This is a genomic window from Denitrovibrio acetiphilus DSM 12809 (assembly GCF_000025725.1).
Lineage (GTDB): Bacteria > Chrysiogenota > Deferribacteres > Deferribacterales > Geovibrionaceae > Denitrovibrio > Denitrovibrio acetiphilus.
The window spans coordinates 2114019-2139427 of sequence record NC_013943.1; the positions used below are offsets into that span (position 1 = coordinate 2114019).

General features: G+C 42.7%; 24 protein-coding genes. 5 read left to right on the forward strand and 19 right to left on the reverse strand.

Features of this window, described 5'->3' with window-relative positions:
- Nucleotides 1–94 precede the first annotated feature (94 nt).
- Together DACET_RS10110 and DACET_RS10115 are read right to left on the reverse strand one after the other, a co-directional pair.
- Nucleotides 95–796, reverse strand: coding sequence for a 16S rRNA (uracil(1498)-N(3))-methyltransferase (locus DACET_RS10110; protein WP_013011274.1), 702 nt, complete (start codon nucleotides 794–796; stop codon nucleotides 95–97).
- A 6-nt stretch (nucleotides 797–802) separates the two neighbouring features.
- A complete protein-coding gene (locus tag DACET_RS10115; RefSeq protein ID WP_013011275.1) occupies nucleotides 803–2494 on the reverse strand; it encodes a response regulator in 1692 nt (563 codons plus the stop codon).
- 97 nt (nucleotides 2495–2591) lie between these two features.
- Between DACET_RS10115 and DACET_RS10120 the strand changes: the two genes are divergently transcribed.
- From DACET_RS10120 to DACET_RS10130, 3 genes are all read left to right on the forward strand, one after another.
- Nucleotides 2592–2885, forward strand: a complete 294-nt coding sequence (locus DACET_RS10120) for a hypothetical protein (RefSeq protein ID WP_013011276.1) — start codon at nucleotides 2592–2594, stop codon at nucleotides 2883–2885.
- A gap of 97 nt (nucleotides 2886–2982) precedes the next feature.
- On the forward strand, nucleotides 2983–4602 hold the full coding sequence (locus DACET_RS10125) for a hybrid sensor histidine kinase/response regulator (RefSeq protein ID WP_013011277.1): 1620 nt from the start codon (nucleotides 2983–2985) through the stop codon (nucleotides 4600–4602).
- A gap of 95 nt (nucleotides 4603–4697) precedes the next feature.
- Complete coding sequence (locus DACET_RS10130; RefSeq protein WP_013011278.1) at nucleotides 4698–7439, forward strand: cache domain-containing protein; 2742 nt, start codon at nucleotides 4698–4700, stop codon at nucleotides 7437–7439.
- Here DACET_RS10130 and DACET_RS10135 read toward each other — a convergent pair.
- Nucleotides 7436–7855, reverse strand: a complete 420-nt coding sequence (locus DACET_RS10135; RefSeq protein WP_013011279.1) for a VOC family protein — start codon at nucleotides 7853–7855, stop codon at nucleotides 7436–7438. The genes DACET_RS10130 and DACET_RS10135 overlap by 4 nt on opposite strands.
- A 535-nt stretch (nucleotides 7856–8390) precedes the next feature.
- Between DACET_RS10135 and DACET_RS15620 the strand changes: the two genes are divergently transcribed.
- The gene (locus tag DACET_RS15620; RefSeq protein ID WP_013011281.1) at nucleotides 8391–9026 is read left to right on the forward strand and encodes a cytochrome P450 family protein; all 636 of its coding nucleotides are present in this window, start codon (nucleotides 8391–8393) and stop codon (nucleotides 9024–9026) included.
- Between the two features lie 396 nt (nucleotides 9027–9422).
- Here the strand turns inward: DACET_RS15620 and DACET_RS10150 are convergent, their stop codons facing one another.
- The 16 genes from DACET_RS10150 to acnA all read right to left on the reverse strand — a co-directional run bounded on the left by DACET_RS10150 (nucleotide 9423) and on the right by acnA (nucleotide 24767).
- Nucleotides 9423–10973: a PAS domain-containing sensor histidine kinase gene (locus DACET_RS10150; RefSeq protein WP_013011282.1), complete on the reverse strand. Its 1551-nt coding sequence runs from the start codon at nucleotides 10971–10973 to the stop codon at nucleotides 9423–9425.
- 47 nt (nucleotides 10974–11020) lie between these two features.
- Entirely contained in the window at nucleotides 11021–11284 is a 264-nt protein-coding gene (locus DACET_RS10155; protein ID WP_013011283.1) for a hypothetical protein, read from the reverse strand.
- On the reverse strand, nucleotides 11284–11436 hold the full coding sequence (locus DACET_RS16330) for a FeoB-associated Cys-rich membrane protein (protein WP_169304218.1): 153 nt from the start codon (nucleotides 11434–11436) through the stop codon (nucleotides 11284–11286). The genes DACET_RS10155 and DACET_RS16330 overlap by 1 nt, the downstream gene beginning before the upstream one ends.
- A 1-nt stretch (nucleotide 11437) precedes the next feature.
- On the reverse strand, nucleotides 11438–12649 hold the full coding sequence (gene nqrF / locus DACET_RS10160; RefSeq protein ID WP_013011284.1) for an NADH:ubiquinone reductase (Na(+)-transporting) subunit F: 1212 nt from the start codon (nucleotides 12647–12649) through the stop codon (nucleotides 11438–11440).
- On the reverse strand, nucleotides 12646–13254 hold the full coding sequence (gene nqrE / locus DACET_RS10165) for an NADH:ubiquinone reductase (Na(+)-transporting) subunit E (protein WP_041230319.1): 609 nt from the start codon (nucleotides 13252–13254) through the stop codon (nucleotides 12646–12648). The genes nqrF and nqrE overlap by 4 nt, the downstream gene beginning before the upstream one ends.
- A 4-nt stretch (nucleotides 13255–13258) precedes the next feature.
- Nucleotides 13259–13873 (reverse strand): NADH:ubiquinone reductase (Na(+)-transporting) subunit D, encoded by a 615-nt coding sequence (locus DACET_RS10170; RefSeq protein WP_013011286.1) that lies wholly within the window; start codon nucleotides 13871–13873, stop codon nucleotides 13259–13261.
- A 1-nt stretch (nucleotide 13874) separates the two neighbouring features.
- Complete coding sequence (locus tag DACET_RS10175; protein WP_013011287.1) at nucleotides 13875–14633, reverse strand: Na(+)-translocating NADH-quinone reductase subunit C; 759 nt, start codon at nucleotides 14631–14633, stop codon at nucleotides 13875–13877.
- Nucleotides 14623–15810: an NADH:ubiquinone reductase (Na(+)-transporting) subunit B gene (locus tag DACET_RS10180; RefSeq protein WP_013011288.1), complete on the reverse strand. Its 1188-nt coding sequence runs from the start codon at nucleotides 15808–15810 to the stop codon at nucleotides 14623–14625. Before DACET_RS10180 ends, DACET_RS10175 begins: the two co-directional genes overlap by 11 nt.
- Before the next feature lies 1 nt (nucleotide 15811).
- Nucleotides 15812–17131, reverse strand: a complete 1320-nt coding sequence (gene nqrA, locus DACET_RS10185; protein ID WP_013011289.1) for an NADH:ubiquinone reductase (Na(+)-transporting) subunit A — start codon at nucleotides 17129–17131, stop codon at nucleotides 15812–15814.
- A 103-nt stretch (nucleotides 17132–17234) separates the two neighbouring features.
- Complete coding sequence (locus tag DACET_RS10190) at nucleotides 17235–18146, reverse strand: DMT family transporter (protein ID WP_013011290.1); 912 nt, start codon at nucleotides 18144–18146, stop codon at nucleotides 17235–17237.
- A 305-nt stretch (nucleotides 18147–18451) separates the two neighbouring features.
- On the reverse strand, nucleotides 18452–18769 hold the full coding sequence (locus tag DACET_RS10195; RefSeq protein WP_013011291.1) for a nitrous oxide-stimulated promoter family protein: 318 nt from the start codon (nucleotides 18767–18769) through the stop codon (nucleotides 18452–18454).
- Nucleotides 18766–19758 (reverse strand): ATP-binding cassette domain-containing protein, encoded by a 993-nt coding sequence (locus tag DACET_RS10200; protein ID WP_013011292.1) that lies wholly within the window; start codon nucleotides 19756–19758, stop codon nucleotides 18766–18768. The genes DACET_RS10195 and DACET_RS10200 overlap by 4 nt, the downstream gene beginning before the upstream one ends.
- Nucleotides 19751–20446 (reverse strand): GTP-binding protein, encoded by a 696-nt coding sequence (locus DACET_RS10205; protein ID WP_013011293.1) that lies wholly within the window; start codon nucleotides 20444–20446, stop codon nucleotides 19751–19753. The genes DACET_RS10200 and DACET_RS10205 overlap by 8 nt, the downstream gene beginning before the upstream one ends.
- Before the next feature lie 3 nt (nucleotides 20447–20449).
- The gene (locus tag DACET_RS10210) at nucleotides 20450–21652 is read right to left on the reverse strand and encodes an ABC transporter substrate-binding protein (protein ID WP_013011294.1); all 1203 of its coding nucleotides are present in this window, start codon (nucleotides 21650–21652) and stop codon (nucleotides 20450–20452) included.
- Nucleotides 21653–21903: 251 nt separating this feature from the next.
- On the reverse strand, nucleotides 21904–22068 hold the full coding sequence (locus tag DACET_RS16335) for a hypothetical protein (protein WP_169304219.1): 165 nt from the start codon (nucleotides 22066–22068) through the stop codon (nucleotides 21904–21906).
- Nucleotides 22069–22121: 53 nt separating this feature from the next.
- Complete coding sequence (gene acnA, locus DACET_RS10215) at nucleotides 22122–24767, reverse strand: aconitate hydratase AcnA (RefSeq protein ID WP_013011295.1); 2646 nt, start codon at nucleotides 24765–24767, stop codon at nucleotides 22122–22124.
- A gap of 145 nt (nucleotides 24768–24912) precedes the next feature.
- Here acnA and DACET_RS10220 point away from each other — a divergent pair, with 145 nt between their 5' ends.
- Nucleotides 24913–25380, forward strand: a complete 468-nt coding sequence (locus DACET_RS10220) for an SRPBCC family protein (protein ID WP_013011296.1) — start codon at nucleotides 24913–24915, stop codon at nucleotides 25378–25380.
- Nucleotides 25381–25409: the final 29 nt, after the last annotated feature.

Below are 25409 nucleotides of genomic sequence, written 5' to 3' on the forward strand. Positions count from 1 at the left end.
AGTTAGTTTATCCGATATTTCTGATTTGATTTTAAACATGAATATCCGCGATTTTTAATAAGCGTGAAAACTAAAATACAGTATATTTATAACACTAATTACTGACACTTCCCAGCACAAATGGCACAAAATGCTCAGTTGTAAGGATTCGCTCACCAAGACTGAAAGGAGTAAAGCCTGCCCTGATAAAAGTTTCAAGCTCTCTGTCAATAAAACCGCCCTCCGGACCAATGGCAACGGCAGCAGGAGACCGAACAAAAGCTCCTGAATCTCCATATGGGTGAGCGATAAACCTTGTGCGCTTCTCAGGGATGGTCGGCAGACCCTCTTCGAAAAAATCTGTAAAAAAACGGTAGAAATGTATATCAGGCATGACAGTATCACGGCACTGCATTAATGCTTCAAGGCAGTATTTATTTATGTTTTCATCTGAAAGATAAGGACTTTGCCAGTAGCTCTTTTCAACCCTCCATGTGTTTATGACATGAACATCCTTGACACCGGCAGTAACGATACCAAACAGTATCCTGCGAAACGCCTTTGGTCTGGGAAGAGCTAAAATTAATGAAACATCACAAGCTTCCGGAGGTGCTTTCTCCGGCTGAAAACTGACTGTAACGCCTGAGTCACTGATATCCTCAATGACTGCCTTACCTATTTCGCCGTTCAGAATGCCGGCTTTTATGGTTTCCCCTTCAGCAGACTTCAGAACATAACGGATGTGGGATGCCCGCCAGTCTGTGACAACTGCTTTTCCACCGTGCATCTCCAGTTGATTCAGCACAAGGAGGTTCATAGTCTCCTAATCTTCCAGAACTCTGATAATAGTAGCTTCTTTACCGTCCTGGCTGTAGTATATTTCATCGATAATACGACGTGATATCTTTACACCTTTCCCGTCATTCTGCTCTTTATCATACATCCAGATTTTAAGAGAATGCGGGTCAAAACCTGTACCTTCGTCATTTATCTTTATATATACGTATCTCTTTCCAAACAGACTCCGAAGTCCCACAGCGACCAATATTTCTTTATCACTGACTGCTGTATTGATGTAGTCATCATAAAGACCATCATTTATCATTTTATATTTTCGTCTGTTGTCCAGCTCCAGTACCGAATGTTCAAAAGCATTCATAGTCAGCTCAGTAAAAGCAAGAGTCAGCATCGATGAATCCTCAATATCAAGTCCTTCTTTATTGAAGAATGCTTCAAGCCATTCGATTGCCTTACCGACATTTTTAAGAGACGAGCTGAATGTATATTTATGACACTGTGAGTCACAAGGACTCAGCTTGGTGATATGAATACAAGACACATCATCATCGGCATCATCTACGAACTCGCGGACATCATTATGAAAATCAGTCTTCATAATGTTTCTTTCATAATAGTCCTTTACTCTGCTCATTATGATATCACCGTCTTTTGCTGTACTTTCGTAAAGACCATCTGTAATGGCAAGGATCCCCACCACCTGCGCGGTATCACAAATCTGTGTTTTAAAGCTGTCCAGATATTTTGTCAGTGGAGGGTTATTACACTTCAAGGAAACAACTTCCCCTTCCTTATCTTTTATAAAAATCGGAGGAGAGCTGAAATTAGCATATTCCATAGTTTCTTCAAAGAAATCAAGTTTAAGAAACATGATGGAGAGTATCTCATCATCCAGCAGAATACCTTTGATGTACCTGTTAAAACAGGAAATTATATTTTTAAGGCTGGATGTCACCTCAAAATCCTCGGTGTCTATGATATGGTTAATGTAAGACGTTGTCAGAATGGATGTTACCGATGCAGACAACCCCTTGCCCATGGAGTCTGCAAGAAATATCAGAGTCGTCCCGTCAGCGAGCTTACGAATGGAATATATATCTCCGCTGAGGACATCCAGCGGTCTGTAAAAAATATTCATAAAAACGCTGTATTTTTCATTATATTTATTTTTTATATCGAATTTTTGCAGAAAATAGTCATTAAGAATGAGGCTGAGTTCTTTTTTAAAGGCGTTATTTTCCTGATGCGAGTGGTATTTTTCTCTGTATTGAAGGAGTTCCAGCTCCTGCCGGAGAGTTTTTTCCGCCAGCCGCGCATTAACTATAGGCAGCATGGACTTCTCGATGGCTCTTTCAAGCTGTTTTGCGTCCAGAGGTTTTGACAGAAACTGGTTCACATTACAGTTTATGGCATCAACAAGCGCATCTTTCTCTGTATATGCAGTCGTCAGTATAATAGGGATGTCGGGGTCTTCCTCTCTGATCTGCATAATCATCTCTATACCGTCCATATAGGACATACGGTTGTCAGTGATGATCAGATCGGGCTTTTCAGAATGAAAAACCTCAAGACCAGTCATGCCGTCATCAGCAGTATAGACCTCTTTAAAGCTTCTTTTAAGCTTTAAAGAAAGGTATTCCCTTGCGAGGGGTTCGTCATCAACGCAAAGCACAGTAAGGTCTTTTGTAATATCCCTCAGAATACTTGAATCACTCATAACAACCTTTAAGGTAGATTTTATTTTCTTCTTTCAAAATTAAGTTTATAATAACATAAAGAGAAAAGCAAAACTATATATCAAACAAGGTGTAAATATGAACATTACTACCGATAAAGACGGCAACCTGATCATTACAGGAGAGATGAAAACCATCGAGGACTACTCTTCTATAAAATCCGCTCTAGGTAAGGTTATAGCTCAGGGCAAAACTTCTGTAATGATTGAAATAAGAGACTCAATGACTATTACGTCATCCATCATAGGACTTTTCACGAAAAGCGTACACGGGGACGGGCTTAAGATCAGCCTGAAAGTATACACAGAAAGACTCCATAACCTACTCGAAGACCTGAACCTGATCGCAGTGTTCAACGTTACCAAAGTCTAGACTGAAAAGCCTGAGCCTTTTCTACGTGGTCTTTAATATGCTTGATTAAATACGCTGTATCTGTTAATGAATCTGATATAACTATCAGGTATAAAATATGAAAAATAGAAAAATACTTATTGTTGAATACAAAACAGGCTCAACAGGAAGTCTGGAATCAGCTCTTAAAACTCTACGTTATGCAACAAAGAGGATGAGCTTCCGGCTGGAAAACCTGAACGAAGTCATTAAAGCGTTCAACCCAAATATACTGATAGTTGACATGTCAGTTCATGCTGACAAAAATATTATAGCAAAAGCTACTACTGTACAGACAGAATTCAGCACCCCTGTTATATATTTCACTGAGGCGATCAACAGCAGAACCCTTTACCAGACAATGAAAACGGATCACTACGGGTATATATATACTCCGTATGATGAAAGCACTCTGCAAACCACTATTGAGCTTGCTCTGCATAAACATAAGAATGATGTATCGGTGCGTGAAAGCGAATACAAATACAAAGAGCTCTTTAATAATATGACAAGCGGCGTGGCTGTTTATGAACTTCAGGACTTTGGCGCAAGATATGTACTTGTAGATATTAATGAATCTGCCGCAAAGATGATCGGGCGCAAACGAACTGACATCCTTAACAAGCCCATCAGCATGGTGCTCAAAAGTGCTGTACAGTATGGTTTACAGGATACTATCAAAAAAGTACAGGAAACCGGCAGCCCTGTCAGGATCAAAGCACATTACTACGAAGACGAACATTTCAAAGGATGGCTGAACAGCTATATTTATAACCTTCCCACAGGGGAGTGCGTACATATCTTTCACGATATCACTGAACAGATCGAAGCTGAAAAAGAGCTTAAAAACAAGCAGAAAGAACTGGAAAAACTTAATCTGGAACTGGCAAAAACTGTCGTTGAAGAAACAGATAAACGGAAGAAAAACGAACAGGTTCTGTTCGAGCAGTCAAGATTTCTCGCCATGGGGCAGATGATCAGCGCTATCGAGCACCAATGGAGACAGCCTCTCAGTGCCCTCGGAATAAACATAGAAGACCTTGAAGACGCATATATCGCAGATGAACTGGACAGCGAATACATACATGATTTAACAATAGACTCTATGTCTCTGGTTAAAACCATATCCAAAACTATGGAAGACCTTAAAACTTTCTTCCGTACAAGCCAGAACAAAGAAGAATTTATGGTTCTGAAGATATTCCATGAAGTTTTCGGGCTCATACTCGCAAGGCTTTTCAACAGTGACATCAGCTTTCATATGGCATACACCAAAGACAACTCCACGAACGAAGCGCACGACAGGGATGTTATCGATTTTATAGGCAGGCTCAAAGATTTCTCTGTAACAGGAGTTCCCGCTGAATTCAAACAGGTTATTATCAACATAATGAATAACGCCGTAGATGCTATCCTTGAACGTAAAAGAAAAACCACAGAACATGTTCAGGGGCAAATCTCTGTGGAACTGGAAAAAAGCAGTGGCAAGCTTAATATTTACATCAGAGACAACGGCATAGGGATAGAACATAACGCCGTGACAAAGCTGTTTGAGCCTTACTATACCACTAAAGAGGACGGATCCGGCATAGGATTATACATGTCCAGAATTATCATCGAAGAACATATGAATGGGAAAATCAGTGCATCTCCGCTGCCCACAGGCGCTATTTTCACTATAAATCTTCCCGTAGAGTAGAAGTTACCCTGTACTAAAAAACACTACACAATGCAGATGTACATTGTATATTTATTACTACAAACAAGCTGCAATGATTAACCGCAGGTGGCTACATGACAAAACATATATCCAAGATAACACTACTGACCGCAATTACTATTGCAACAGCCTTTTCGACAATAATATTATGGAACTTATACAGTATCTTTGAAGAATATAATGCCAACAATAATCAGAAATTAAAGCAATTCTATACAAAACAGCAAAAAGGACTCATACAAAATGAAGTTTCAAGGCTGATTCAGCGTATTAATGCTACAAGAAACGCTGTATTGGAAGACACTAAACAAAATCTGCGGGACAGAGTCAACTCCGCAGAAGCCTATATTGAAAATATAAACTTTAACCATGTCACAGAACATGGGCAGCAGCATATCAGCAACCTGATTGCATCATTCACCTGGAACCATAATACAGGCTATTTTTATATAATATCAAAACAAGGCACTATTATGCACCATGGCGGCGACTCCACACTTGCCGGCAAGTCACTCAGCGATATACATGAGCAATCTGCTGATATTTTTAACTTTCTAAACTCCGCAATAACTAATGGCGAGGCTTTCGCCGAATATGATTACTACCCCCCTGACGGCAGCAACAACTCCAAGAAAAAACTGGGGTACGCAAAATATAATAAAAAACTGGACATGCTCATAGGTTCCGGCATTTATTTTGACACTCTGAAGACCAAAGTGCAGAACGAAATCCTTGAAACTGTTAAGAAGGAACGTTTCGGATACAACAACTACGGGTACTTCTGGATATTTGACACTAATTACAACACAATATTTCACATAGACCCAAACATGTACTCCCGCGATATGTACACTCTGAAGGATACTCAGGGCAAGTATGTAGTCAGAGAGCTTTTGGAAATAGCCAAAACTAAAGGGGAAGGCTTCACTAGCTATTACTGGAATATCCCGGGAAAGGATATAGGATCCGAAAAAGTAGCATATGTCTCTTATTTTCCGGAATGGAACTGGGTGATCGGTTCAGGATTCTATTACGAAAATTTTCATAACCTTATCGCAACCGAAGAGGCTATCAGCCAAAGTATTCTGGCGGATGAATTGACAAAAAACGGCATCATTATCTTTGTAATGTTCACCGGAGTAGTCATCATATCGCTGATAATATTCAATAAGATAAAAGTGATCGAACACGAACAGCAAGATTATGTAAACGACCTGCTTCAATACAAAACAGTCATCGATACAAGCGCAATTGTTAGCATCACAAATCTGAAAGGTGAAATGATGCATGTCAACGATCAAATGTGCAACATCACAGGCTTCAGCGCAGATGAACTAATAGGGATGAAGCACAATAAGATCGGTCACCCGGACAACCCGCAGGAAACTTACAGAGAGCTCTGGGGGACAATTACAAAAGGGGATGTCTGGAGAGGAATAATCAAAAATCTCACTAAAGACGGTGGTTATTTCTATCAGAAAACAACAATTACTCCGTTCAAAAATAAAGAAGGAATAATAACAAATTACATTGCAATAAGCCATGATGTTACTGAACTGTTTGAAAACAAGTCACAGCTTCAGAAATATCTGCACATTGACCCTCTCACCGAACTTGAAAACAGAGCCAGTCTCCTGCTGGAGATAAAAAATTCCCGATCCGGAGACCTCGCAATTATTGACATTGACGGATTCCATAAGATAAATGAAACATTCGGAATGAAATTCGGAGATACACTACTTAAGAGTTTTGCAAACAGACTATCTGAAAACGTTAACCTTAACAGATACAACACCTATCGGCTGCACTCAGATGTTTTTGCGGTATTCTCCAACCAGAGTGACAAAAACCTATTCATCACAAACGTGGAAAATGCAGTAAAAAACATAACAAAAGATTCTGTAAACATTGCCGGAAAAGATATTATAATAACATCAATAACAGGATATGCTCACGGCTCTGACAATATCCTTGCACATGCTGATGCTGCCTTACAATTCGCTAAAGCAAATAACATCAGCCATTATGTATACAACCCCCTCGAAGTTGATAATACTAACATATATCAGCAAAATACTATCATCGTAAAAATGATAAGCAACGCCATAGACGAAGACCGTGTAGTCCCATTCTTCCAGCCGATAGCCCATACGCTTGAACAAAGTAACAGCAAGTACGAATGCCTTATGCGTATCATAAATCAAGACGGCTCAGTGATCCCCCCCGCGGACTTTCTTGATATCAGTAAGCAGACACGCTTCTACCCTTACCTGACAAAGATCATAGCAGGAAAATCAATTGATGCATTCTCGGATACTGACATTGAGTTTAGTATCAACATATCTGCGGAAGACCTGCTAAACCATGAAACAATGGACTTCATCTATGAATATGCAAACGAAAAAGGCGTTTTTAACCGTATGATACTTGAAATAGTTGAATCCGAAAGCCTCTCTTCGTATTCTGCTGCCATAACAGCTCTTTACAAGTTTAAACTGGCGGGAGCCAAAATAGCTATTGATGACTTCGGTACAGGTTATTCTAATTTTGACTACCTGCTTAAGATAAAAGCTGACTATATAAAAATAGACGGCAGCATTATCAAATTGATTAACAAAGATGAAAGAGCTGTTGACATCGTTCAGTCTATTATTTCATATGCATCAAAGTTGAAAATGGAAACCATAGCTGAATTTATATCAGACCAGAAACTGGCAGAAACAGCAAAAAAAATGGGAGTAGACTATCTTCAGGGGTACTATATAGGAAAACCTTCACAGAAACTTCAGGCTAAAGAAAACATCAAAATTGTCTAACCTTTTTCTGCGAACCCCAGTATATAGCCATCCGGGTCTTTCATATAGAATTCTTTCATACCGTAAAAAGCTTCATGCAAACCTTTGATTATATTCTGGTTATTTTTTACTAAGCTGAAAAGTCCTTCGACATCTTTAACCTGCATGTATAATATCGTACCTGAACCATCTCCACTAAAGGAAATATCAGGAAACTCTTCTTTTGCACTTTCAGCGGACTGAAGCATAATCTCCACATCTCCGTGCTTAACAACTGCAAAACAGTAATCGACCCCGTCAGAAAAACTCTGCACTGCATCGTGCGTACCGTCAGGGACTGCCATGACAAGCTCGAACCCAAGACAGTTACGATAGAAGTCGGCTGAAGCCCTAACATCAGCAACCATAAGATTGTTGATAAGCTTACTAATAGTCATAATAAACTCCTCATAAAAATTGTCATAAAGTCACATCTATTCAATATTAAGTTACAGAACCTTTATTTATTGGAAAGTTTATCCGTAGAATACTTCAAAGCCAGCAGTATAATCGGCGCAGAATGAAAAAACAGATCAAAAATATCTATCGGGTGGACTAAATCACCGTCTCTCAGCATAATAAGTTTCTGTACAATATGAGGCATGGGATAAAAAGGGGCTAAACCAAGAATAATCGAAAATATCACCAAAATTTTGTAATCGAATGCTCTCAGCAACTTACATCTCCCTGTGCCAGATTATGTAGAAATTGTAGGTTTTTCATCTTAAGGTTCATCAGCGAATGACGATAACAGTGTTATAACACATGATATCAGTGTTGGCAATTCTGTCGTAAGGCCGAGTCGACGCCGGCTTATAACAGAGGCTGAATTATGCTTTTTTCGGCGCAACCTAAAAGCATTCTTCAAAAACAAAGGACGGTATAACGAAGAATTATTCACCCCGATCTCTCCGGGTGAAGAGGAGAATCAAAATGTATATCAGTAACTCCAGCGCACAGACGTTCGGTCTGCGCTACAGCTACGCAGAACAGCAGACATCAAAGACCAGGGAAGGTCAAAACACTGCTAAATCAGAAGATTCAGGAACAACCCAAGCAGAAACGTCTGAAAAAGCAAAAGGCTTTTCCGACGTTCTGGACATAATGTCAGCGGACATCTCCCCAATGGAAAACCTTGAGGCATATGTTCAGAAGTCCATCAGTAAAATTCTTGAAAAAATAGCAAAACATGCGTCTGAGACATCTGTATCTCAGGCAAGCAGATTTTCTGTGAGTTACACCAGCATCAATATATCTATTGAGTTTGGCGAAGGCGAATCCCTCAGCGATGTTAAGAGCCAGCTCGATGAAATGCTGTCTGAAGACGGATATTGGGGTGTTGAAAAAACATCACAGCGTATGTTTGACTTCGCAGTTGCAATCTCGGGGGACGACCCTGAAACTTTACAAAAAGCAAAGGAAGCTGTACAGAAAGGTTTTGATCAGACTGAGGCTCTGTTCGGCGGTCAGTTACCGGACATCAGTTATGACACATATGAGGCGACCATGGAAAAATTTGACAATTACATTGAGCAGATCAACAGCTCACTGGATGAAACTTACGCCTAATAAATTTCCATGGGTAAACCAGTGGTTCTATTGCTTCGCACGTGCTTAATCCACGAAGTTACAACTTCGTTGTCACAGCTAGAGCATATGCAAAATACGTCACTGCGAAGCCCGCAGGGCTGTGGCAGTCTATGGACTCGTTAATCCTGAGATTGCTTCGTAATTACATTCTTCGCAATGACTTATAAGCTCTAAAGCTGTGATTAGCTCATTCATCCACGCATAAATGCGTGATGTTCTGCCTTAGACTGCATAAACTATGGGGGGCTTTATGCCCCCTTATATTATCCAAACTCTACGGCAGAATATCTATGCTTTACTCATTAGAAAATATTGGTAATATACTTAGGAAATTTCACAAAGGCTATGCTGCCAGACAAAAATATTATTCAATCATCAGCACTTTTTGAATGAAATACAGATTCTTAGACCTATATCAGTGTTTTCCAGATGAATATCTCCATTCATCCTGTCTTTTACGATAAGCTTAGCCATATATAGCCCCAGTCCTGTCCCTTTGTCTCCTTTAGAGCTGACATAAGGGTCAAATATGCGCTTCATAATGTGGTCAGGTATACCGCCCCCATTGTCTTCTATGCATATATGAACTTTTTCTTCGTCTTCTGAAACAAATATATGCACTACCCCTTTTACACCTTTAACATTTTCTATAGCATCTCTGGAGTTAGTCAGAAAGTTCAGAATAACGTTCTTAAGCTCATTTTCATATCCGCAGACTTCTGCTTTTTTAACATTTTCAGAAGAAAAGTATATTTCGCAATTCATATCGTAGTGCCGAAGCTGCGGGCGATAAAGACGTACAACCTCCTGCACAACTCTTTCAATTTTAAAATTTTCACGGACATCAGACGGTTTCAGGAAATTTCTGAAATCACCCATAGTATTAGTCATAAATGAGACCTGAGCCATAACACTTTCAACACTCTTAACGAGCATCTTCCTGTTTGGTTCATCAACTTCTATAAGTTCATCAAGCATCTGCACAATCATAGCAATTGAATTAAGGGGCTGTTGCCACTGATGAGCTATCAGAGCGACCATTTCGCCGAGAGTAGCCATCTTTGACTGCTGAATAAGCATCCGTTCCTGATCAATATGTTTGCGCTCCATGTCTCTTATATTACTTATATCATTAATAAAAACATAGATCTTCTCACCTTCGGCTCCTATAACCATTTCAAAGTTAATAAGAACATCAATTATCTCGCCATTACTTATCTTTATCCTGTAATCAAGCGAATTAACTTTTCCGGCACTATTAATGAATTTTGCAAATATCCTGCCCGCTCCCATAATGTCATTTTCGTGCAAAAGCATAGCACTATGCATCTTATGCATCTCTTCGCTGGTATATCCCAAAAGGTCTAATGCACTATTATTATAGTCAATGATATACCCTTTCAGGTTCAGTACTAATATAGCGATCTTAGCGTTTGAAAAAATAGTCTCAAAAGCCTGAGCTGTGACACTTTTCTCTATTTCGGCCTGTCTCATGCGGGTAATATTTCTAAAAACTCCTGAAACACTCCCCTCGATAATATGCCCCGGTTCCTCAAGTATAACTTCTACATGCCTGTCCTGTTTATCTACACCTTTGTAGATAAACTCAATGTTTCCAAGCAGCTCATCTGTCTGGAAATTTTCAAGCATATTACAGAAAGAGTTGTACTGACCCTGTTTGATATTTTTACAAAAATCGTTGATATCTAGTATATTACCATCAGGATCAGCTCCCAGTGCTGCACAAGCTTCATCAGAAAGGATTATGATTTTTTCTTCAGGAAGGTATTCAAAAGCACCAATACCAGCAAGTAGCTGAGTGCGCTGCAGCTTATCTCTACTCTTCTGCATATCTTTCATAGCAAGGGATGCACTATCCCCGCGGTACTGATTTTTATCTTTTGAACTGTCGATAGTGTTACTCATGTCCAACCATTATAACACCGGCTTCACACTTAGCAATTAAATATCTATCAGGGGCGGATACCGAAAATGGCAAATCCTGCGAAAATCCCCGATGGGAGAGCTTTTTCCAGTAAAATAAATGTTAGAACAAATAGAAATACACCGATAAATGTTAATCCAAATCCAACTTTTTTAAGTGTCTCAACTCTGGTTTCACCCTCAACTCCTGCATAGTATTTTTCCATTATAAGAGTTTCAACTTTTATATAAAAATACCCGCCTAAAATCATACCTGCCATAAACAGAAGGATTGTGTCTGTATTAAATTCCATTAGTGCCCTTTAGTTTTATTATCACAAGTCTGACCGGTCTGGCAGTTCCCTTGCCCACAGCCGCAGGAACTCTTCTTTTTACTTCTGCTGACTACAAACATAAAAAACATCACCAGAACCACGCAGATTATAAAAACAGCGATATACTGCATGTTACCCGCCAAAATCATCAAAGTAAATATTTTCAGGCTCAACACCGAGCCCGTCCAGCATAACTTTTACAGCATCTATCATCATCGGCGGCCCGCAAAGATAATACTCTATCTCTTCCGGCGCTTCGTGGTTTTTCAGATAATTATCAAGAACCACTTTATGAATAAAGCCTGTATAACTGTCCCAGTTGTCTTCCGGCAGAGGATCAGACAGAGCAATATGCCAGCTGAAATTATCGAACTCTTTCTGAAGCTCTTCAAAATCTTTTAGGTAAAAAAGTTCTTTCTTACTCCGCCCGCCATACCAGTAGCTTATCTTTCTTTTGGAGTTAAGCCTTTTAAGCTGGTCGAAAACTATCGAACGAAGGGGAGCCATTCCCGCACCACCACCGATAAAAACCATTTCATTTTCTGTATCCTGAGCAAAAAACTCACCGAACGGTCCCGTTATAGTGACTTTATCCCCAGGTTTTTTTGACCAGATATACGAAGACCCCACGCCGGGAGGAACGTTCTTGTTTGGTGGCGGAGTGGCAATTCGTACATTCAGCTTAACGATCCCCTCTTCTTCCGGATAATTTGCCATGGAATAAGCACGCTGTACTTCTTCTTTAGTACCTGCATGATATCTGAAAACGCCAAACTTCTCCCAGTCGGAACGAAATCTGTCTTCAACCTGAAAATCCTTAAAGTCCGCTTCGTAAGGCGGGATAACAACCTGTATGTACCCTCCGGCTCTGAAGTCAACCTTCTCCGGAACTTTCAGTACAAATTCCTTTATAAATGTCGCAACATTATTATTTGATATCACTTCACAGTCAAAACTTTTAGCAGCAAAGACTTCCGGCTCAAGCTCTATTTTCATATCCTGTTTAACAGCGACCTGACAGGAAAGGCGCATCCCTTCCCGCTCTTCACGTCTGCTTATATGAGATTCTTCAGTGGGGAGTATATCTCCGCCGCCTTCAAGAACCTTCACACGGCACTGCCCACAGGACCCGCCGCCGCCGCAAGCAGAGGAGACGAATATCCCGTTGTCGGCAAGGACACCGAGAAGTTTTTTACCGACGCCCGTTTCTATATCTTTCTCTCCGTTAATGTTAACAGTTACACTGCCGCTTGCCACCAGCGCCTTTCTGGCGTTAATAATTATTCCAACCAGCAGAAGTATCACAACTGTAAATGATGTAATCCCCAGTAAAAGCAGCATCATAACTGTATCCCCGAAAATATCATAAATGCTATCGCCATAATACCCGCTGTAATGAATGTTATGCCTGCTCCGTCAAGTCCTTTCGGAACAGAAGCATATTTCAGCTTCTCACGAAGCCCGGCAAGGGCGACTATAGCAAGAGCCCAACCAACACCTGAGCCCATACCGAAAACAACTGACTCCCCAAATGAGTATTCACGCTGCACCATAAATAGCGAACCGCCAAGAATAGCGCAATTAACAGTTATCAGAGGCAGGAAAATGCCGAGAGCGTTATATAAGGACGGTACATATTTATCAAGCGCCATCTCAAGTATCTGTACAATAGCAGCGATGACACCGATATAGGTCACAAGCCCTATGAATGTAAGATCAACTCCGGAAAGCCCGGCCCAGCTCAGTGCACCGTCTTTCAGCAGATATGTGTATATGAGGTTGTTCACCGGAACAGTAATCGTCTGCACCACAACAACTGCAATCCCAAGCCCGAAAGCTGTCTCAACCTTTTTGGAAACTGCAAGGAAGGTGCACATCCCCAGGAAGAATGTAAGTGCAATATTCTCAATGAAGACTGATTTTATGAACAGTGCAAGGTATGATTCCAGCATATCAGATATCCTCCTTCGCAACTGTCAGCTTTGCCACCCATATGAGAACCCCTATAAGGAAAAATGCACTGGGTGCAAGCAGAAAGAGTCCGTTAGGTGTATACCAGCCACCTTCCGTCACAGGCGTAAGTATTGAAAATCCCAGCAGTTTACCGGAACCGATAAGTTCTCTCGCAAATGCCACCTGAATGAGGATTATGCTGTATCCAGCGGCGTTCCCCACACCGTCCAGAAAGCTCTTAAAGGGAGTATTATTAATGGCATAAGCCTCCGCACGACCAAGTAGGATACAGTTAGTAATTATCAGCCCTACAAAGACTGAGAGCTGTTTGCTCACCTCAAACATATATGCCTTGATTATCTGGTCAGCAATAATAACGAGTGTTGCGATTATAGTCATCTCCATGATAAGACGTATACTCGACGGCATCATTTTCCTTATCAGCGAGATGAAAAAATTTGAAAACCCGAGAATACATATAACAGCAACGGACATAACAAGCGTAGTCTGCATCTTCGATGTAACAGCCAGTGCGGAACATATCCCAAGTATCTGTATAGCTATGGGGTTGTTTTTAAATATCGGCTCAAATAAAATCTTGCCGTATCCAGCCATATCAAGCCCCCCCTTTCTTCATTTTATTAAAAAACTTACCGAATGCTTTGTCTCCCATCCAGAAACGCACAGTCCCCTGAACACCTCTACTGGTAAGCGTTGCACCGCTGAGAGAATCTATCTGGTGTTCCCCTCTGGCTCCGCCTTTGACTATGGAAAGGGCAACCTCACCGTCACCGCTGTACACTTCTTTTCCTTTCCATTTCTGCTGCCACTGAGGGTTTTCTATCTCACCGCCGAGCCCTGGTGTCTCTCCGTGCTCGTAAAAGGTGATACCGCTTACAGTGTTAAAATCAGGCTCCAGAGCAAGGAAGCCATACATAGTTGACCACAGACCGGAACCATATATGGGGATGATAACGTTTTTAAGTGAACCGTCATTGTTTTTCAGGAGAAATACAGGAACCTTCGGAGGTATGCTTCTGATCCCTGCTAAATCTTCTTTTTTAGGAATGCTAATAGATTCAGCCCCTGTGGAAAGACTCTGAAAATTATTAAAATAATCATCGCTGTTCCCTTTGACCTGCTCACCTGTTTTCATATCGGCAAAGACGATTTCTATTGACTCAAATACCTTCTGGATATCCGTCCCCTCTTGATACAGACCGCCCGCTATGAGAACATTCTTCTTCCTCTCCAGCTCTTTGTTCTTAGTTTGCAGCGGTTTCAGAACCACTGCTGCACCAGACACAAGAAAGGAGCATATAACAGCCAGCACAAATGCTGTTACAAACGTTCTAAGATCGCTTTCACGCTGCACTTCTAGCCCCCCTTCTCTTTATATTAGCTCTGATAACAACATAGTCCACGAGGGGAGCCATAACGTTGGCAAAAAGAACCGCAAGCATCGCTCCTTCGGGATATGCCGGATTCACCACACGGACAAGGGCTGTAAGAGCACCTATCAGAAAACCGTAATAATATTTCCCCTTTTCGGTAAACGATGCCGAAACAGGGTCAGTCGCCATAAAAACAGTGGCGAAAGCAAAACCGCCTACTACAAGATGCCACTGCGGGGAAAGTGAAAACATAGGATTCGTGTCTGACCCGATAGCGAAGAACAGCCCCGAAACAGCTACAAGCCCGATAACAGAGGAAAGCATTATCCTCCATGAGCCTATCCCCGTAACGATCAGGATAAACGCACCAATCAGACAGGCAAGAGTCGATGTTTCCCCCATGGAACCTGGAATAAAACCGATAAACGCATCAAAAAAAGTCACATTCATTTCAAGACCGGATGCCTGTGCAGCAAGTGGGGTTGCCCTGCTGAACCCGTCCAGAGCTATCCATACAGTATCCCCTGAGGCAGATGCCGGATATGAAAAGAACAGCACGGCTCTTGCAAAAAGAGCAGGATTAACAAGGTTCCGCCCTGTCCCTCCAAAAAGCTCTTTACCAAAAACAAGCCCGATGGACAAAGCCACCATCGCCTGCCATACAGGAACTGTAGGGGGAAGAATCAACGGGTAAAGCAGACTCGTTACAAGGAATGCCTCCCCTATCTCATGCTTGCGCACAACAGCAAAAAGCACTTCCCATATTCCGCCGACAACAAGTGTCGCGATATACAACGGCAAAAAATACGAAAGCCCCAGCATTGCATTGTCATAAATGCTTCCGGGGTTAAAGCCCGCTCCAAAATATGCCAGTATACTGTACCGCAGCCCTTCCGGAATAGTTCCGGTCTGGACTATTGCATTATTAGCCTGAAGACCTGTGTTATAAAAAGCCATCAGCACACATGGGATAAGAGCCAGCACAACTGTAGTCATTATCCGCTTAAGTTCTATACCGTCACGGGCATGCGTCCGCCCCGTGGTCTTCGCAAGGGGGGTGTAGATAAATGTATCCACCATTTCAAACACCGGAAACCACCTTTCCAGCTTGCCGCCCTTTTCAAAGTGTTTTGCCTGTTTATTAAGAAAAGCTTTCATATCAGCCTTCCTTCTCTATTGTTGTCAGAACATCCCGTATTATCGGGGCATAATCTATCTTTCCGGGGCACACATATGTGCATAGACTGAGATCCTCCTCGGACAACTCCAGACAACCAAGCTTTTCCGCTGTTTCCAGATCACCCACAATGAGTGCACGCAGAAGGTGCGTCGGCAGTATGTCCAGAGGCATAACTTTTTCGTAAGTCCCCACAGGAACCATAGGGCGGTGAGCCCCGTTAAGCGCTGTATCAAAATGCAGCTTCCTCTTCCCTGTGAAGGCAGAAGAAAATATATTTTTAACAGAAAACAAATCCGGTCTGGGTGTTGTCCAGCCGAATAAATATCTATCCTGTAATTCGGGAATAGCTGTCACCTGCGGGAAGCAGGACGAAAGGTGTTCAACACCTTCCTCAACAGTAAGTCCGTATAGTATAGAGCCAAGAATCAGTCTCACGCCGCTGTTCTGAACACGCCCTTTAACAAGTTCTGCAACAGGCGCCCCCTTCAGTGTCTCAACATAACAAGGTTTTTCAAAACCTCCGCAAAGTGCAACCCGTGTTGTCTCGTTAAGCTCGCCGTGTGTGAGCAGATAACCGATATCTATAACGGACTGCATATCCACAGTCCAGACTGTTCTATTCATTGACGCCGGATACAGAAAATGTACGTGCGTACCGGAGAGCCCTGCCGGATGAGGTCCGTCAAATATCCTCACATCCGCATCTCTTACGTCTGGCAGGTTCAGGTCAACGCCTTTACATATAAAAGTTTTATCAGAAAGCTTTGTCAAAGCCTCTGCACCTTTTCTGAAATAATCTTCAAACCCTTTCAGCAGTATAGACATATCCGGTGCAAGAGGACGTGTATCCATACAGTTGATGAAAACTGCCTGAGGTTTACGCTGTGCGCTGGGGCACTTGGCAAAAGGTCTCTCACGAAAAGATGCTAGCAGTCCGGACTCTTTCAGCAGTTCATACACTGACTGCCTGTCTGTAACTCTCGTATTAAACCTGACGGCATCACCAGAGCTTTTTTCAAAAACCATAGAGAGGAATTTTCTCTTCGCCCCCCTTCTCACAGATTTAACTGTCCCTGTAACAGGGGCGGTATAGGTTATCTCCTGATTTTTTCTGTCAACAAAAACAGGCTGCCCTTTCCTGACATGGTCACCCTCTTTCACCAGCATTGAAGGCTTCATAGAAGGAAAATCATCGCCAAGGATAGCACTTTCCGTAATGTTATCAATATTTACAATGTCACCTTCCGGTGCACCTTTAACAGGGAGTTTTAAACCTTTCCTGATTTTGATTAGCGTCATTTCCCCTCCCATAGGGTAAAAATCAAAGCGCCTTTTAAATGGCTCTTAGTAAAGTGTAAACCATAAGTATCTTATGTCAAGTTGAAGGGAGCATGAAAACGAATCAATTTTTCCGTGAAAGCCCCACCATAACACCGCTGGCGCCAACAAAAAATATACCCAGCATAGATACGAGCCCGGGCCAGCCGTCCCCTGCGATGTACCCAAAAACCGTGGCAAATATTATCCCGACATAGTTCACAGTGCTGATTACAGACGCTCTACCGTATTTGTAAGCAACAGACATAAGCCATTGGGCGATTAAAGCGAGAACACCAACTAATATCATATAAAAAATATCTATTCCCGTTGGTATAAACTGCGTTGAATGATATCTCGGATCACCGGCTAAATACCGGATTAAAAAATATAAACTCGACCCCACAAGACCAGCCAACGAAAAAGACATGACAATAGTACGGGCATCATAATATTTTGCAAGTCCCCGAACAGAAGTATACGCCATAGCAGCAATAATACCCCCGCAAAGCCCTACAACAGCGCCTACATGGTCAATGTGAGAAGGACGCAGAACCAGCAAAACTCCTGCAAACCCCACCAGAATTGCCAGCCACACCTTTAACCCGCTCTTCTCTTTGAGAACAAGCCCCGCAAAAACAGCAGTAAAAATAGGTGAAGTTTTATGAAACGTCGATGCAGTGGCAAAAGGCAGAACGCTTATAGAATAAAAAAAACAGAACATAGAGATAAAGCCGAAAAAACCACGCATAATCAGCAGTAAGGGCTTGCCTCCTGCATTGTCTGTTCTGAACATAAGCATCAAAACACCAAGTATGGCAAAGCTCACGATGTTTCTGAAAAATACTATTTCGAAAGCATTATGGTGGGCAGTCAGCATCTTGGTAAAGTAACCCATGGTGGAGAAGAAAAAAGCCGCAACGAACATTATCAGTACGCCGCGGAACTCCTCCCCCAGCGCATCGAACTTCGCTTTTGTCTTAGTGTATGTAGTCATGAGGATTAATATAGCACATCGGTTAAAAGTTTCTACGCACATTTTTAATATTTAATTAAAGTTATAAGTCTTATAGATTCCCACGGGTAAACCCGTGGTTCTATTGCTTCACATGAAGTTACAACTTCATTGCACAGCTAGAGCATATGCAAAATACGTCACTGCGAAGCCCGCAGGGCTGTGGCAGTCTCTGGACTCATTAGTTAATCCTGAGATTGCTTCGTCATTACATTCCTCGCAATGACTTATAAGCTCTAAAGCTGTGATTAGCTCATCAATCCACGCATAAATAAGGAAAACGAAAACTATAAAAAGTATTTGCAGACCCAGTCCAGCCTGCCCCTTTTCAGGAAGAAGATACCGCTGAACTTCATTACTTCTTTTATCCGCCCCCTCATCTCAGGTTTATAACAGTGCACAGGGCACTTCTTACAGCTCGGCTTAGGGTCGAGTGGACAGCTCCTGTTACGCTTAAGCGAATAATCATGAAGCTCGCGACAATCAGTACAGAGTCCCCCCTCATCAGCAGCGGCACCACACTTCAGATGGTTTTCCCTGCAATAAACCTTTATAAATGCCTTTATGACTTCCGCATCTTTTTCAATATGCTTTTCGTCTCTCATATATGCTCCAGAGTCTCCCCTGTTCGTATCCTGTTGCGGAGATCAAGTAATTTTCTGTCCAGCTCCTGAAGCTCAACAAGGTTGGCACGTTCAGCATCGGATGTGTTTATGACTTTGGATATCCCGCCGTTTTTAATAACAAGCCGCTTATCCCCCATCAGAGCAAGTATCGGGTCGTGTGTGGACATGAGCACTATCTTCTCTTCACCCACAAGCAGTTCCAACGCTTTCTTCCTGTCTATCCCCGCATTCTCTATCTCGTCAATGAGAACAATCGGTGATTTGCTGAGAAAAGCTGTATCGGCTATCATAAGGGCTCGTGACTGACCACCGGAAAGGGCTGTAACAGGAGTATCACCGCTGAACTGCTCGCCTGCAAGCTCGTTCGCCTTTTTTATGATGAGCTCAACCTTCTCTTCAGGATTCTGAACAAACCGGCTTTCTGCGTGAATCATAACAAACTCTCTGGCAGACAAATCCATTACAAAGTTCATATTCTGAGACAACTGCGCCACTGGCTTATGCTCCGGAGAGAAACGCCAGCTTTTGTCCGCATCCACACCGTTTATCTTTATATGTCTTTTTGTGGGGGTGTCTCCCATAGCCATCCATTCGATATCAGCAAGAAGGCGGCTCTTACCCGAACCTGTCGGTCCGACTATGCATATAACTTCTCCGGATTTAACTTCTATGTCTACATTCTCCTGCTCACCAGTCTTGTTTAACCCGCCGATGATGCGCAGTGTTTTTATGGTTGTTGTTTTTTCTGTGAGATTCCCTACAGCTTCAACAAATGATACAAAATTCTCCATAAACTCAACAGGTTCAATGCCGAGATCCTCCAGCGTGTCTTCGCTGAGACTGTCTACGAAGTCCCTGACGTTCCCTTTCGGAATCTCCAGCCCCTGAGATTCAAAAAAATCTCCGGCAAAGGGCATTTCTGCAAGTACATCCTGAAAATCTATATTAAGAAGTGTCTCTTTATCCATTATCCACATCCATTTTTCTAACATTACCCATCTGATATTCCGCACCTATACGCTTTTCACCCAGGCAGTATGAACAGAGCGCTGACGGCATGGAGAAACGTAAACTTTTACCGTTCAGTGTTTCTGTTTCTGTCTTATCATCCGCAAAAAGTGTTGAAAGCTCAAAAGCCCCCTGACCTGTAATTCCGTTCACATGCATAATGCTCGCAGTTGGGTTCACAGCTGCAACCCTCGCAGCAAAAACTTCACGCTCCGCCTGAGAGACTATGTCCCCTTTTGTGATGATAACAATATCAGCAGATTTCAGCATGGGACCGATCTTCTTCGGCGTGTTGATACCTGAAAGATTATCTATCACACAAACAGCAAGTATCTCTTTTATATGCGGAGAACATCTGTTGCAGAGACCTGCGCTCTCACTAATGAGAATATCAACCCCCTGCTTTTTCCCCCACTCGAAGCTCTCGGAAACGTTGCTTACAAAGTAATGGTCAGGGCAGAGTGCGCCTGACAACCCTTTTTTCACAGGGATTCCCTTCTGCTCATAGAGCTTGTCGTCATCAGTGTAGAGACAGTCAAACTTCACCACACCTGACTTCATCCCTCTCTGCTGAAGGCTCTCTACTGTTTTCAGAATAACTGATGTCTTCCCCGAAGAAGGAGGACCGCTGACTGTTACAAATCTCATTATTTATGCCCCCAGAGCATCGTTGAAAACTTTATCAAGCTTCTCAAGCAATGCGCCCATGTCTGTTTTATAAATGTAATCCCACCCTACCCAGTTGAACTTTGCGCCTTCAGGGAGGTTATTATCCACTTGCGGATTCAACGCAGGAAAGAGTCCCCTGTGACTAAGTATCTCGCCAACTTCTTTTCCGTAAAGGAATTCCGCCACAGGTCTTGCCACATCCTCTCTGTCTGCTCTGGTCAGCATAAAGATCGGGCTTATTATACTACCCTCTTCAGGCCAGACGACCTCTGCGGACTTACTGCCGAAAAGCATCTTTGTGAAGAAGTACGGCATTATCGTAACAGCGGGCTTCGCTTCGTTCTTACGTCCGGCATTTTTCACCATCTGAGCAGGGTGCATGGACTGAACCATATTATCGGCAAGCTTAACCACCCCTTCCTCACCGAACATCTTATGTATATGCACCAGAAGTGCGTTAAAAAGGTCAAAGTCGCCCACAGGGAGAGACACAGACTTCTCAAACTCAGGAGAGAGCAGATCAGCCCAGCTCTTCGGAACTGCACGCCCGTCAAGGGCATCTTTATTTACAAGAAATACTGCAGGCACAACACCTATCATTCCATAGTTCCCTTTAGGGTCTTTCATATGGCTGAAATAGCTGTGAGTGTCGCCTGTCATATCTTTAAACATACCGTTCCGAACGTGCTTACCAAAAGAACGTTCATCAAAAAAGACATCGAATCCGGCGGACACGAATACATCCGGCACATCCTCAGCTCTGATGCCCACAACATTATCATTCAGCCACTGCTGACCGGCAGAAGCGGCTATAAGGTCATGAGCAACGCTCAAGCCTGTTTTCTCTGTGATGCTCTCTGCAAAAGCGTCAATGCCTTCAAGGAGAGGCAGCCGAACCGGACAGGGGAGAAGCCCCTTCACAGTGATGTCACCATCTTTCTTTGAATCGCGGAGGGTTATATCAACCTTTGCATCATTGTTGCTGTCTATCTCGTTCAAACTCTCCAGAAAAGTTTTTATATCATAGTTTTTCTGTTTAATAGCTGTTTCAAGCTTCAGAAACTTTCCTGCTGATTTAAGTGTAGTCTCTTTATTAAAATTATCGAATCCTTTGCTGACAAAAAGATTAAACGCCTCTGGGTGGTTTTCTGAAAGCTCAAGAACTGTTATATTTCCGTTTATCATTTTTCACTCCATCTGTTACTGTATGATATGGAATATAGCTGAATTTTCACAGATTTAATTGATGTCAGTCAAATTTAACAAAGTCGGCACTTCAATGCATACCGGAATATCGCTAATATCCCTAATGCCGTAAAATATCACTGTTCACTTCTGAGGATTTAATTAAGAAGAGAAACGTCGGCAGGCTGTAATATAGATTCCCACAGGTGACCCCGCGGCTCTATTTCTTCGCACGTGCTTAACACACGGATTTACAGCTTCGTTGTCACAGCCAGGGCATATGCAAAATACGTCACTCCGAAGCCCACAGAGCTTTTGCAGTCTCTGAACTCGTTAGTTAATCCTGAGATTGCTTCGTCATTACATTCCCCGCAATGACTTATAAGCTCTAAAGCTGTGGTAGCTCGTGCATCCACCCATAAAAAAAGGGTGAACAGAGATTCTGCCCACCCGTTAATCTGTTTTTATCTTACTTTGCCATCCCTCTCAGCACATAAGCAAGTATTCCGCCGTGTTTGAAGTACTCTATTTCAACCTCGGTGTCTAGCCTGCAAAGTACAACAAACTCTGTCTGGCTTCCGTCAGGCTTCACAGCCGTAACCTTTAATGAGCATCTGGGGCTGACTTCAGCGATACCTTTGATGTCAAATGTTTCTGTCCCGTCAAGTCCAAGACCCGCCCAGCTGTTTCCGCCTGTAAACTGTAGCGGCAGTATGCCCATACCAGCGAGGTTGCTTCTGTGTATGCGTTCAAAGCTTTCAGCAATAACGGCTTTCACCCCGAGCAGGAGTGTTCCCTTGGCTGCCCAGTCACGGGAAGAACCTGTTCCATATTCTTTTCCACCGAAAACAACAGTCGGAGTTCCCTCTTTTATATACTTCATGGCAGCGTCATAGATATAGCTGTCTTTACCGTCAGGCATATGTTTTGTAAAACCGCCCTCTTTTGGGTCTGCCAGTTTATTTTTGATACGGACATTACCGAATGTTCCACGCATCATAACTTCGTGGTTCCCCCTCCTTGAACCGTAGGAATTAAAGTCAACAGGTTTCACACCATTAGCCTCCAGGTACTGCCCGGCAGGATATTCCGCTGGTATTGCACCGGCAGGGGAGATATGATCTGTTGTCACAGTGTCGCCAAGCATTGCAAGAGGCTTTGCACCTATAATGTCCTGCGCCGGAGTGAGCTCAAGGGAAAAATCCTCAAAAAACGGAGGGCGTCTGATATATGTTGAATCAGGAATCCATTCATAAATATCAGACTTAACGATCGGAAGAGTTTTCCAGTTTTCATCACCTTCCAGAATTTCTGAATATCGTTTTTCATATTGATCAGTGGTAACATATCTTTTAACCAGTGCCCAGACTTCGTCATTTGAAGGCCACAGGTCACGCATATAAACAGGTTTGCCGTTCTTATCAGTACCCACAGGATCAAGATGAAGATCTATGTCGACAGTACCGGCAAGTGCGTATACCACCACCAGCATAGGTGATGCAAGGTAGTTTTGTCTTATAAGCGGATGGATTCTCGCTTCAAAGTTTCTGTTACCAGACAACACAGCAGCAACAGACATTTTATTATCCTTAACCGCGTCGTTAATAGGCGCTTTCAGAGGACCGGAATTCCCTATACATGTAGTGCAGCCGTAAGCGGCAAGGTTAAAACCGAGCTGATTAAGGTATTTGTCCACACCGGAAGCTTCGAGGTAATCTGTCACAACCTTTGACCCTGGCGCCAGACTTGTCTTAACATACGGTTTCACCTTAAGCCCTTTTTCGACAGCTTTCTTGGCAACCATGCCTGCACCTATCATAACAAATGGGTTTGATGTGTTTGTACAGCTGGTGATAGCGGCAACAACAACATCATTTTCGCTTAGCTTAATCTTTTTGCCTTCAAGCTCGATCTCAACTGATTTTTTCTCCGGAGTCTCTTCACCTGCGACAGCAGGGAGTTTCTCAAGTGGGATATGCTGCTGAGGCTTCTTTGGCCCTGCGACGCAAGGTTTAACCGTAGAGAGATCAAGCTCAACCACTTTGGTGTATTCAGGTTCATTGTTATAATCGTAAAAGAGCATATTCATCTTCGTATAGTTTTCAACAAACTGCGACTGCTCTGCTCTGTTTGTTTCGCGCATATATCTTATAGTCTCATCGTCCACAGGGAAGAATCCCATTGTGGAACCATACTCAGGCGACATGTTGGATATAGTCGCTCTGTCCGGCAGAGAAAGAGCTTTCAGTCCGGGGCCGTAGACCTCGACAAATTTTTCGACAACCTTATGTCTACGGAGAAGCTCTGTGATAGTAAGGACAACATCAGTCCCTGTGATCCCCTCTGCTATCTCACCCGTAAGCCGAAGCCCAATGACCTCCGGGATAGGCATATAGTAAGGCTGACCAAGCATAACAGCCTCTGCCTCTATACCGCCGACCCCCCAGCCCATAACGCCGATGGCATTTATCATTGTTGTGTGTGAGTCTGTCCCCACAAGTGTATCGCAGAAAGCTGTCTCTTCGCCGTTAACCTCGCCTTTAAGCACTATCTGCCCGAGGTATTCGAGGTTAACCTGATGGCAGATACCCGAACGGGGGGGGACGATCCGCATATTGTCAAAGCTTGCCTGAGCCCACTTGAGCAGAGAGTAACGCTCAGAATTTCTTTCATATTCTTTAGCTACGTTTTTATCAAGGCAGTCCGGTGTGCCGTAGTAGTCGACCTGCACAGAGTGGTCTATGATAAGATCAACCGGAACGACCGGATTTATGAGTGACGCTTTTTTCCCTTTTTCAGCCAGAGCATCCCGCATGGCAGCAAGGTCAACAACACCGGGGACGCCAGTAAAGTCCTGCATAACAACCCTTGCAGGGTGATGTGCTATTTCAAAAGGGGCATCATAGCTCTTCTTCCATCCGCCAACCTCTTTAACATCACCTTCGGTGACAACCTTTCCGTCAAAATTACGCACAATATTCTCAAGGAGCACCCTTATAGAGTATGGAAGCTTCTGAATGTCTGCCATACCGGCAGCCTGAACTTTTTTAAGATCGTAGTAAGCATATGTTTTCCCGCCAAACTCAAAATGGCTTCTGAAATGTGTTCTATCCATTAATTTACTCCTGTCGTTTTGTTCCTTAATACATTGATTCTACTATGTCAGGATTTTTTTTCAACTGAGGTTACAATAACTGCTAAATAAATATATGTCTTTTAATCATTACGATATAAGTTATATTTATTGTTAAGGGTGAAATATGAAAGCTCACAGAATCATAAAAGTTCAAGTCTTGAAAACAGACATCACAACAGCATGGGATTATTTCTCCTCCCCTGGAAACCTAGCGGAAATAACTCCGGACTGGCTGAATTTTCAGATATTGTCTGATATACCTGATAAAATGTATGGAGGACTCATAGTGCAGTACAACATATACCCTTTCCTCGGGCTGCCCGTTGGCTGGGTAACCGAGATAACCCATACTAACGAACCTTATTATTTTGTCGATGAACAGCGTGCAGGACCTTATAAACTGTGGCACCATCAACATCATTTTAAAGAGACATCAGAAGGTGTCGAGATGACCGACATAGTGCACTATATGCTTCCTCTGGAGCCTGTCAGCTATATGCTTATAGGGGGAATCGTACGTAAAAAACTGGACGAGATATTCAGTTACCGTTTTTCTAAACTGAAAGCCCTGTTTAATTTACAGAATACATAATCACCTTAAGATTTTATAACATTTTCCTG

Bases quoted from the DNA above. Each gene is read 5' to 3' on its own strand.
- nqrA (WP_013011289.1), bottom strand. From the start codon at position 17,131: ATGACGCTAATCAAAATCAGGAAAGGTTTAAAACTCCCTGTTAAAGGT.
- DACET_RS10200 (WP_013011292.1), bottom strand. From the start codon at position 19,758: ATGGATAAAGAGACACTTCTTAATATAGATTTTCAGGATGTACTTGCA.
- DACET_RS10150 (WP_013011282.1), bottom strand. From the start codon at position 10,973: ATGAGTAACACTATCGACAGTTCAAAAGATAAAAATCAGTACCGCGGG.
- DACET_RS10170 (WP_013011286.1), bottom strand. From the start codon at position 13,873: ATGGCTGGATACGGCAAGATTTTATTTGAGCCGATATTTAAAAACAAC.
- DACET_RS10110 (WP_013011274.1), bottom strand. From the start codon at position 796: ATGAACCTCCTTGTGCTGAATCAACTGGAGATGCACGGTGGAAAAGCA.
- DACET_RS10130 (WP_013011278.1), top strand. From the start codon at position 4,698: ATGACAAAACATATATCCAAGATAACACTACTGACCGCAATTACTATT.
- DACET_RS10210 (WP_013011294.1), bottom strand. From the start codon at position 21,652: ATGATAAACGGAAATATAACAGTTCTTGAGCTTTCAGAAAACCACCCA.
- DACET_RS10115 (WP_013011275.1), bottom strand. From the start codon at position 2,494: ATGAGTGATTCAAGTATTCTGAGGGATATTACAAAAGACCTTACTGTG.
- DACET_RS10190 (WP_013011290.1), bottom strand. From the start codon at position 18,146: ATGACTACATACACTAAGACAAAAGCGAAGTTCGATGCGCTGGGGGAG.
- DACET_RS15620 (WP_013011281.1), top strand. From the start codon at position 8,391: ATGTATATCAGTAACTCCAGCGCACAGACGTTCGGTCTGCGCTACAGC.
- DACET_RS16330 (WP_169304218.1), bottom strand. From the start codon at position 11,436: ATGCAGTATATCGCTGTTTTTATAATCTGCGTGGTTCTGGTGATGTTT.
- DACET_RS10155 (WP_013011283.1), bottom strand. From the start codon at position 11,284: ATGGAATTTAATACAGACACAATCCTTCTGTTTATGGCAGGTATGATT.
- DACET_RS10205 (WP_013011293.1), bottom strand. From the start codon at position 20,446: ATGAGATTTGTAACAGTCAGCGGTCCTCCTTCTTCGGGGAAGACATCA.
- DACET_RS10180 (WP_013011288.1), bottom strand. From the start codon at position 15,810: ATGAAAGCTTTTCTTAATAAACAGGCAAAACACTTTGAAAAGGGCGGC.
- DACET_RS10195 (WP_013011291.1), bottom strand. From the start codon at position 18,769: ATGAGAGACGAAAAGCATATTGAAAAAGATGCGGAAGTCATAAAGGCA.
- DACET_RS10220 (WP_013011296.1), top strand. From the start codon at position 24,913: ATGAAAGCTCACAGAATCATAAAAGTTCAAGTCTTGAAAACAGACATC.
- DACET_RS10125 (WP_013011277.1), top strand. From the start codon at position 2,983: ATGAAAAATAGAAAAATACTTATTGTTGAATACAAAACAGGCTCAACA.
- DACET_RS10135 (WP_013011279.1), bottom strand. From the start codon at position 7,855: ATGACTATTAGTAAGCTTATCAACAATCTTATGGTTGCTGATGTTAGG.
- acnA (WP_013011295.1), bottom strand. From the start codon at position 24,767: ATGGATAGAACACATTTCAGAAGCCATTTTGAGTTTGGCGGGAAAACA.
- nqrF (WP_013011284.1), bottom strand. From the start codon at position 12,649: ATGATGCTGCTTTTACTGGGGATTACATCATTTACAGTTGTGATACTT.
- DACET_RS10120 (WP_013011276.1), top strand. From the start codon at position 2,592: ATGAACATTACTACCGATAAAGACGGCAACCTGATCATTACAGGAGAG.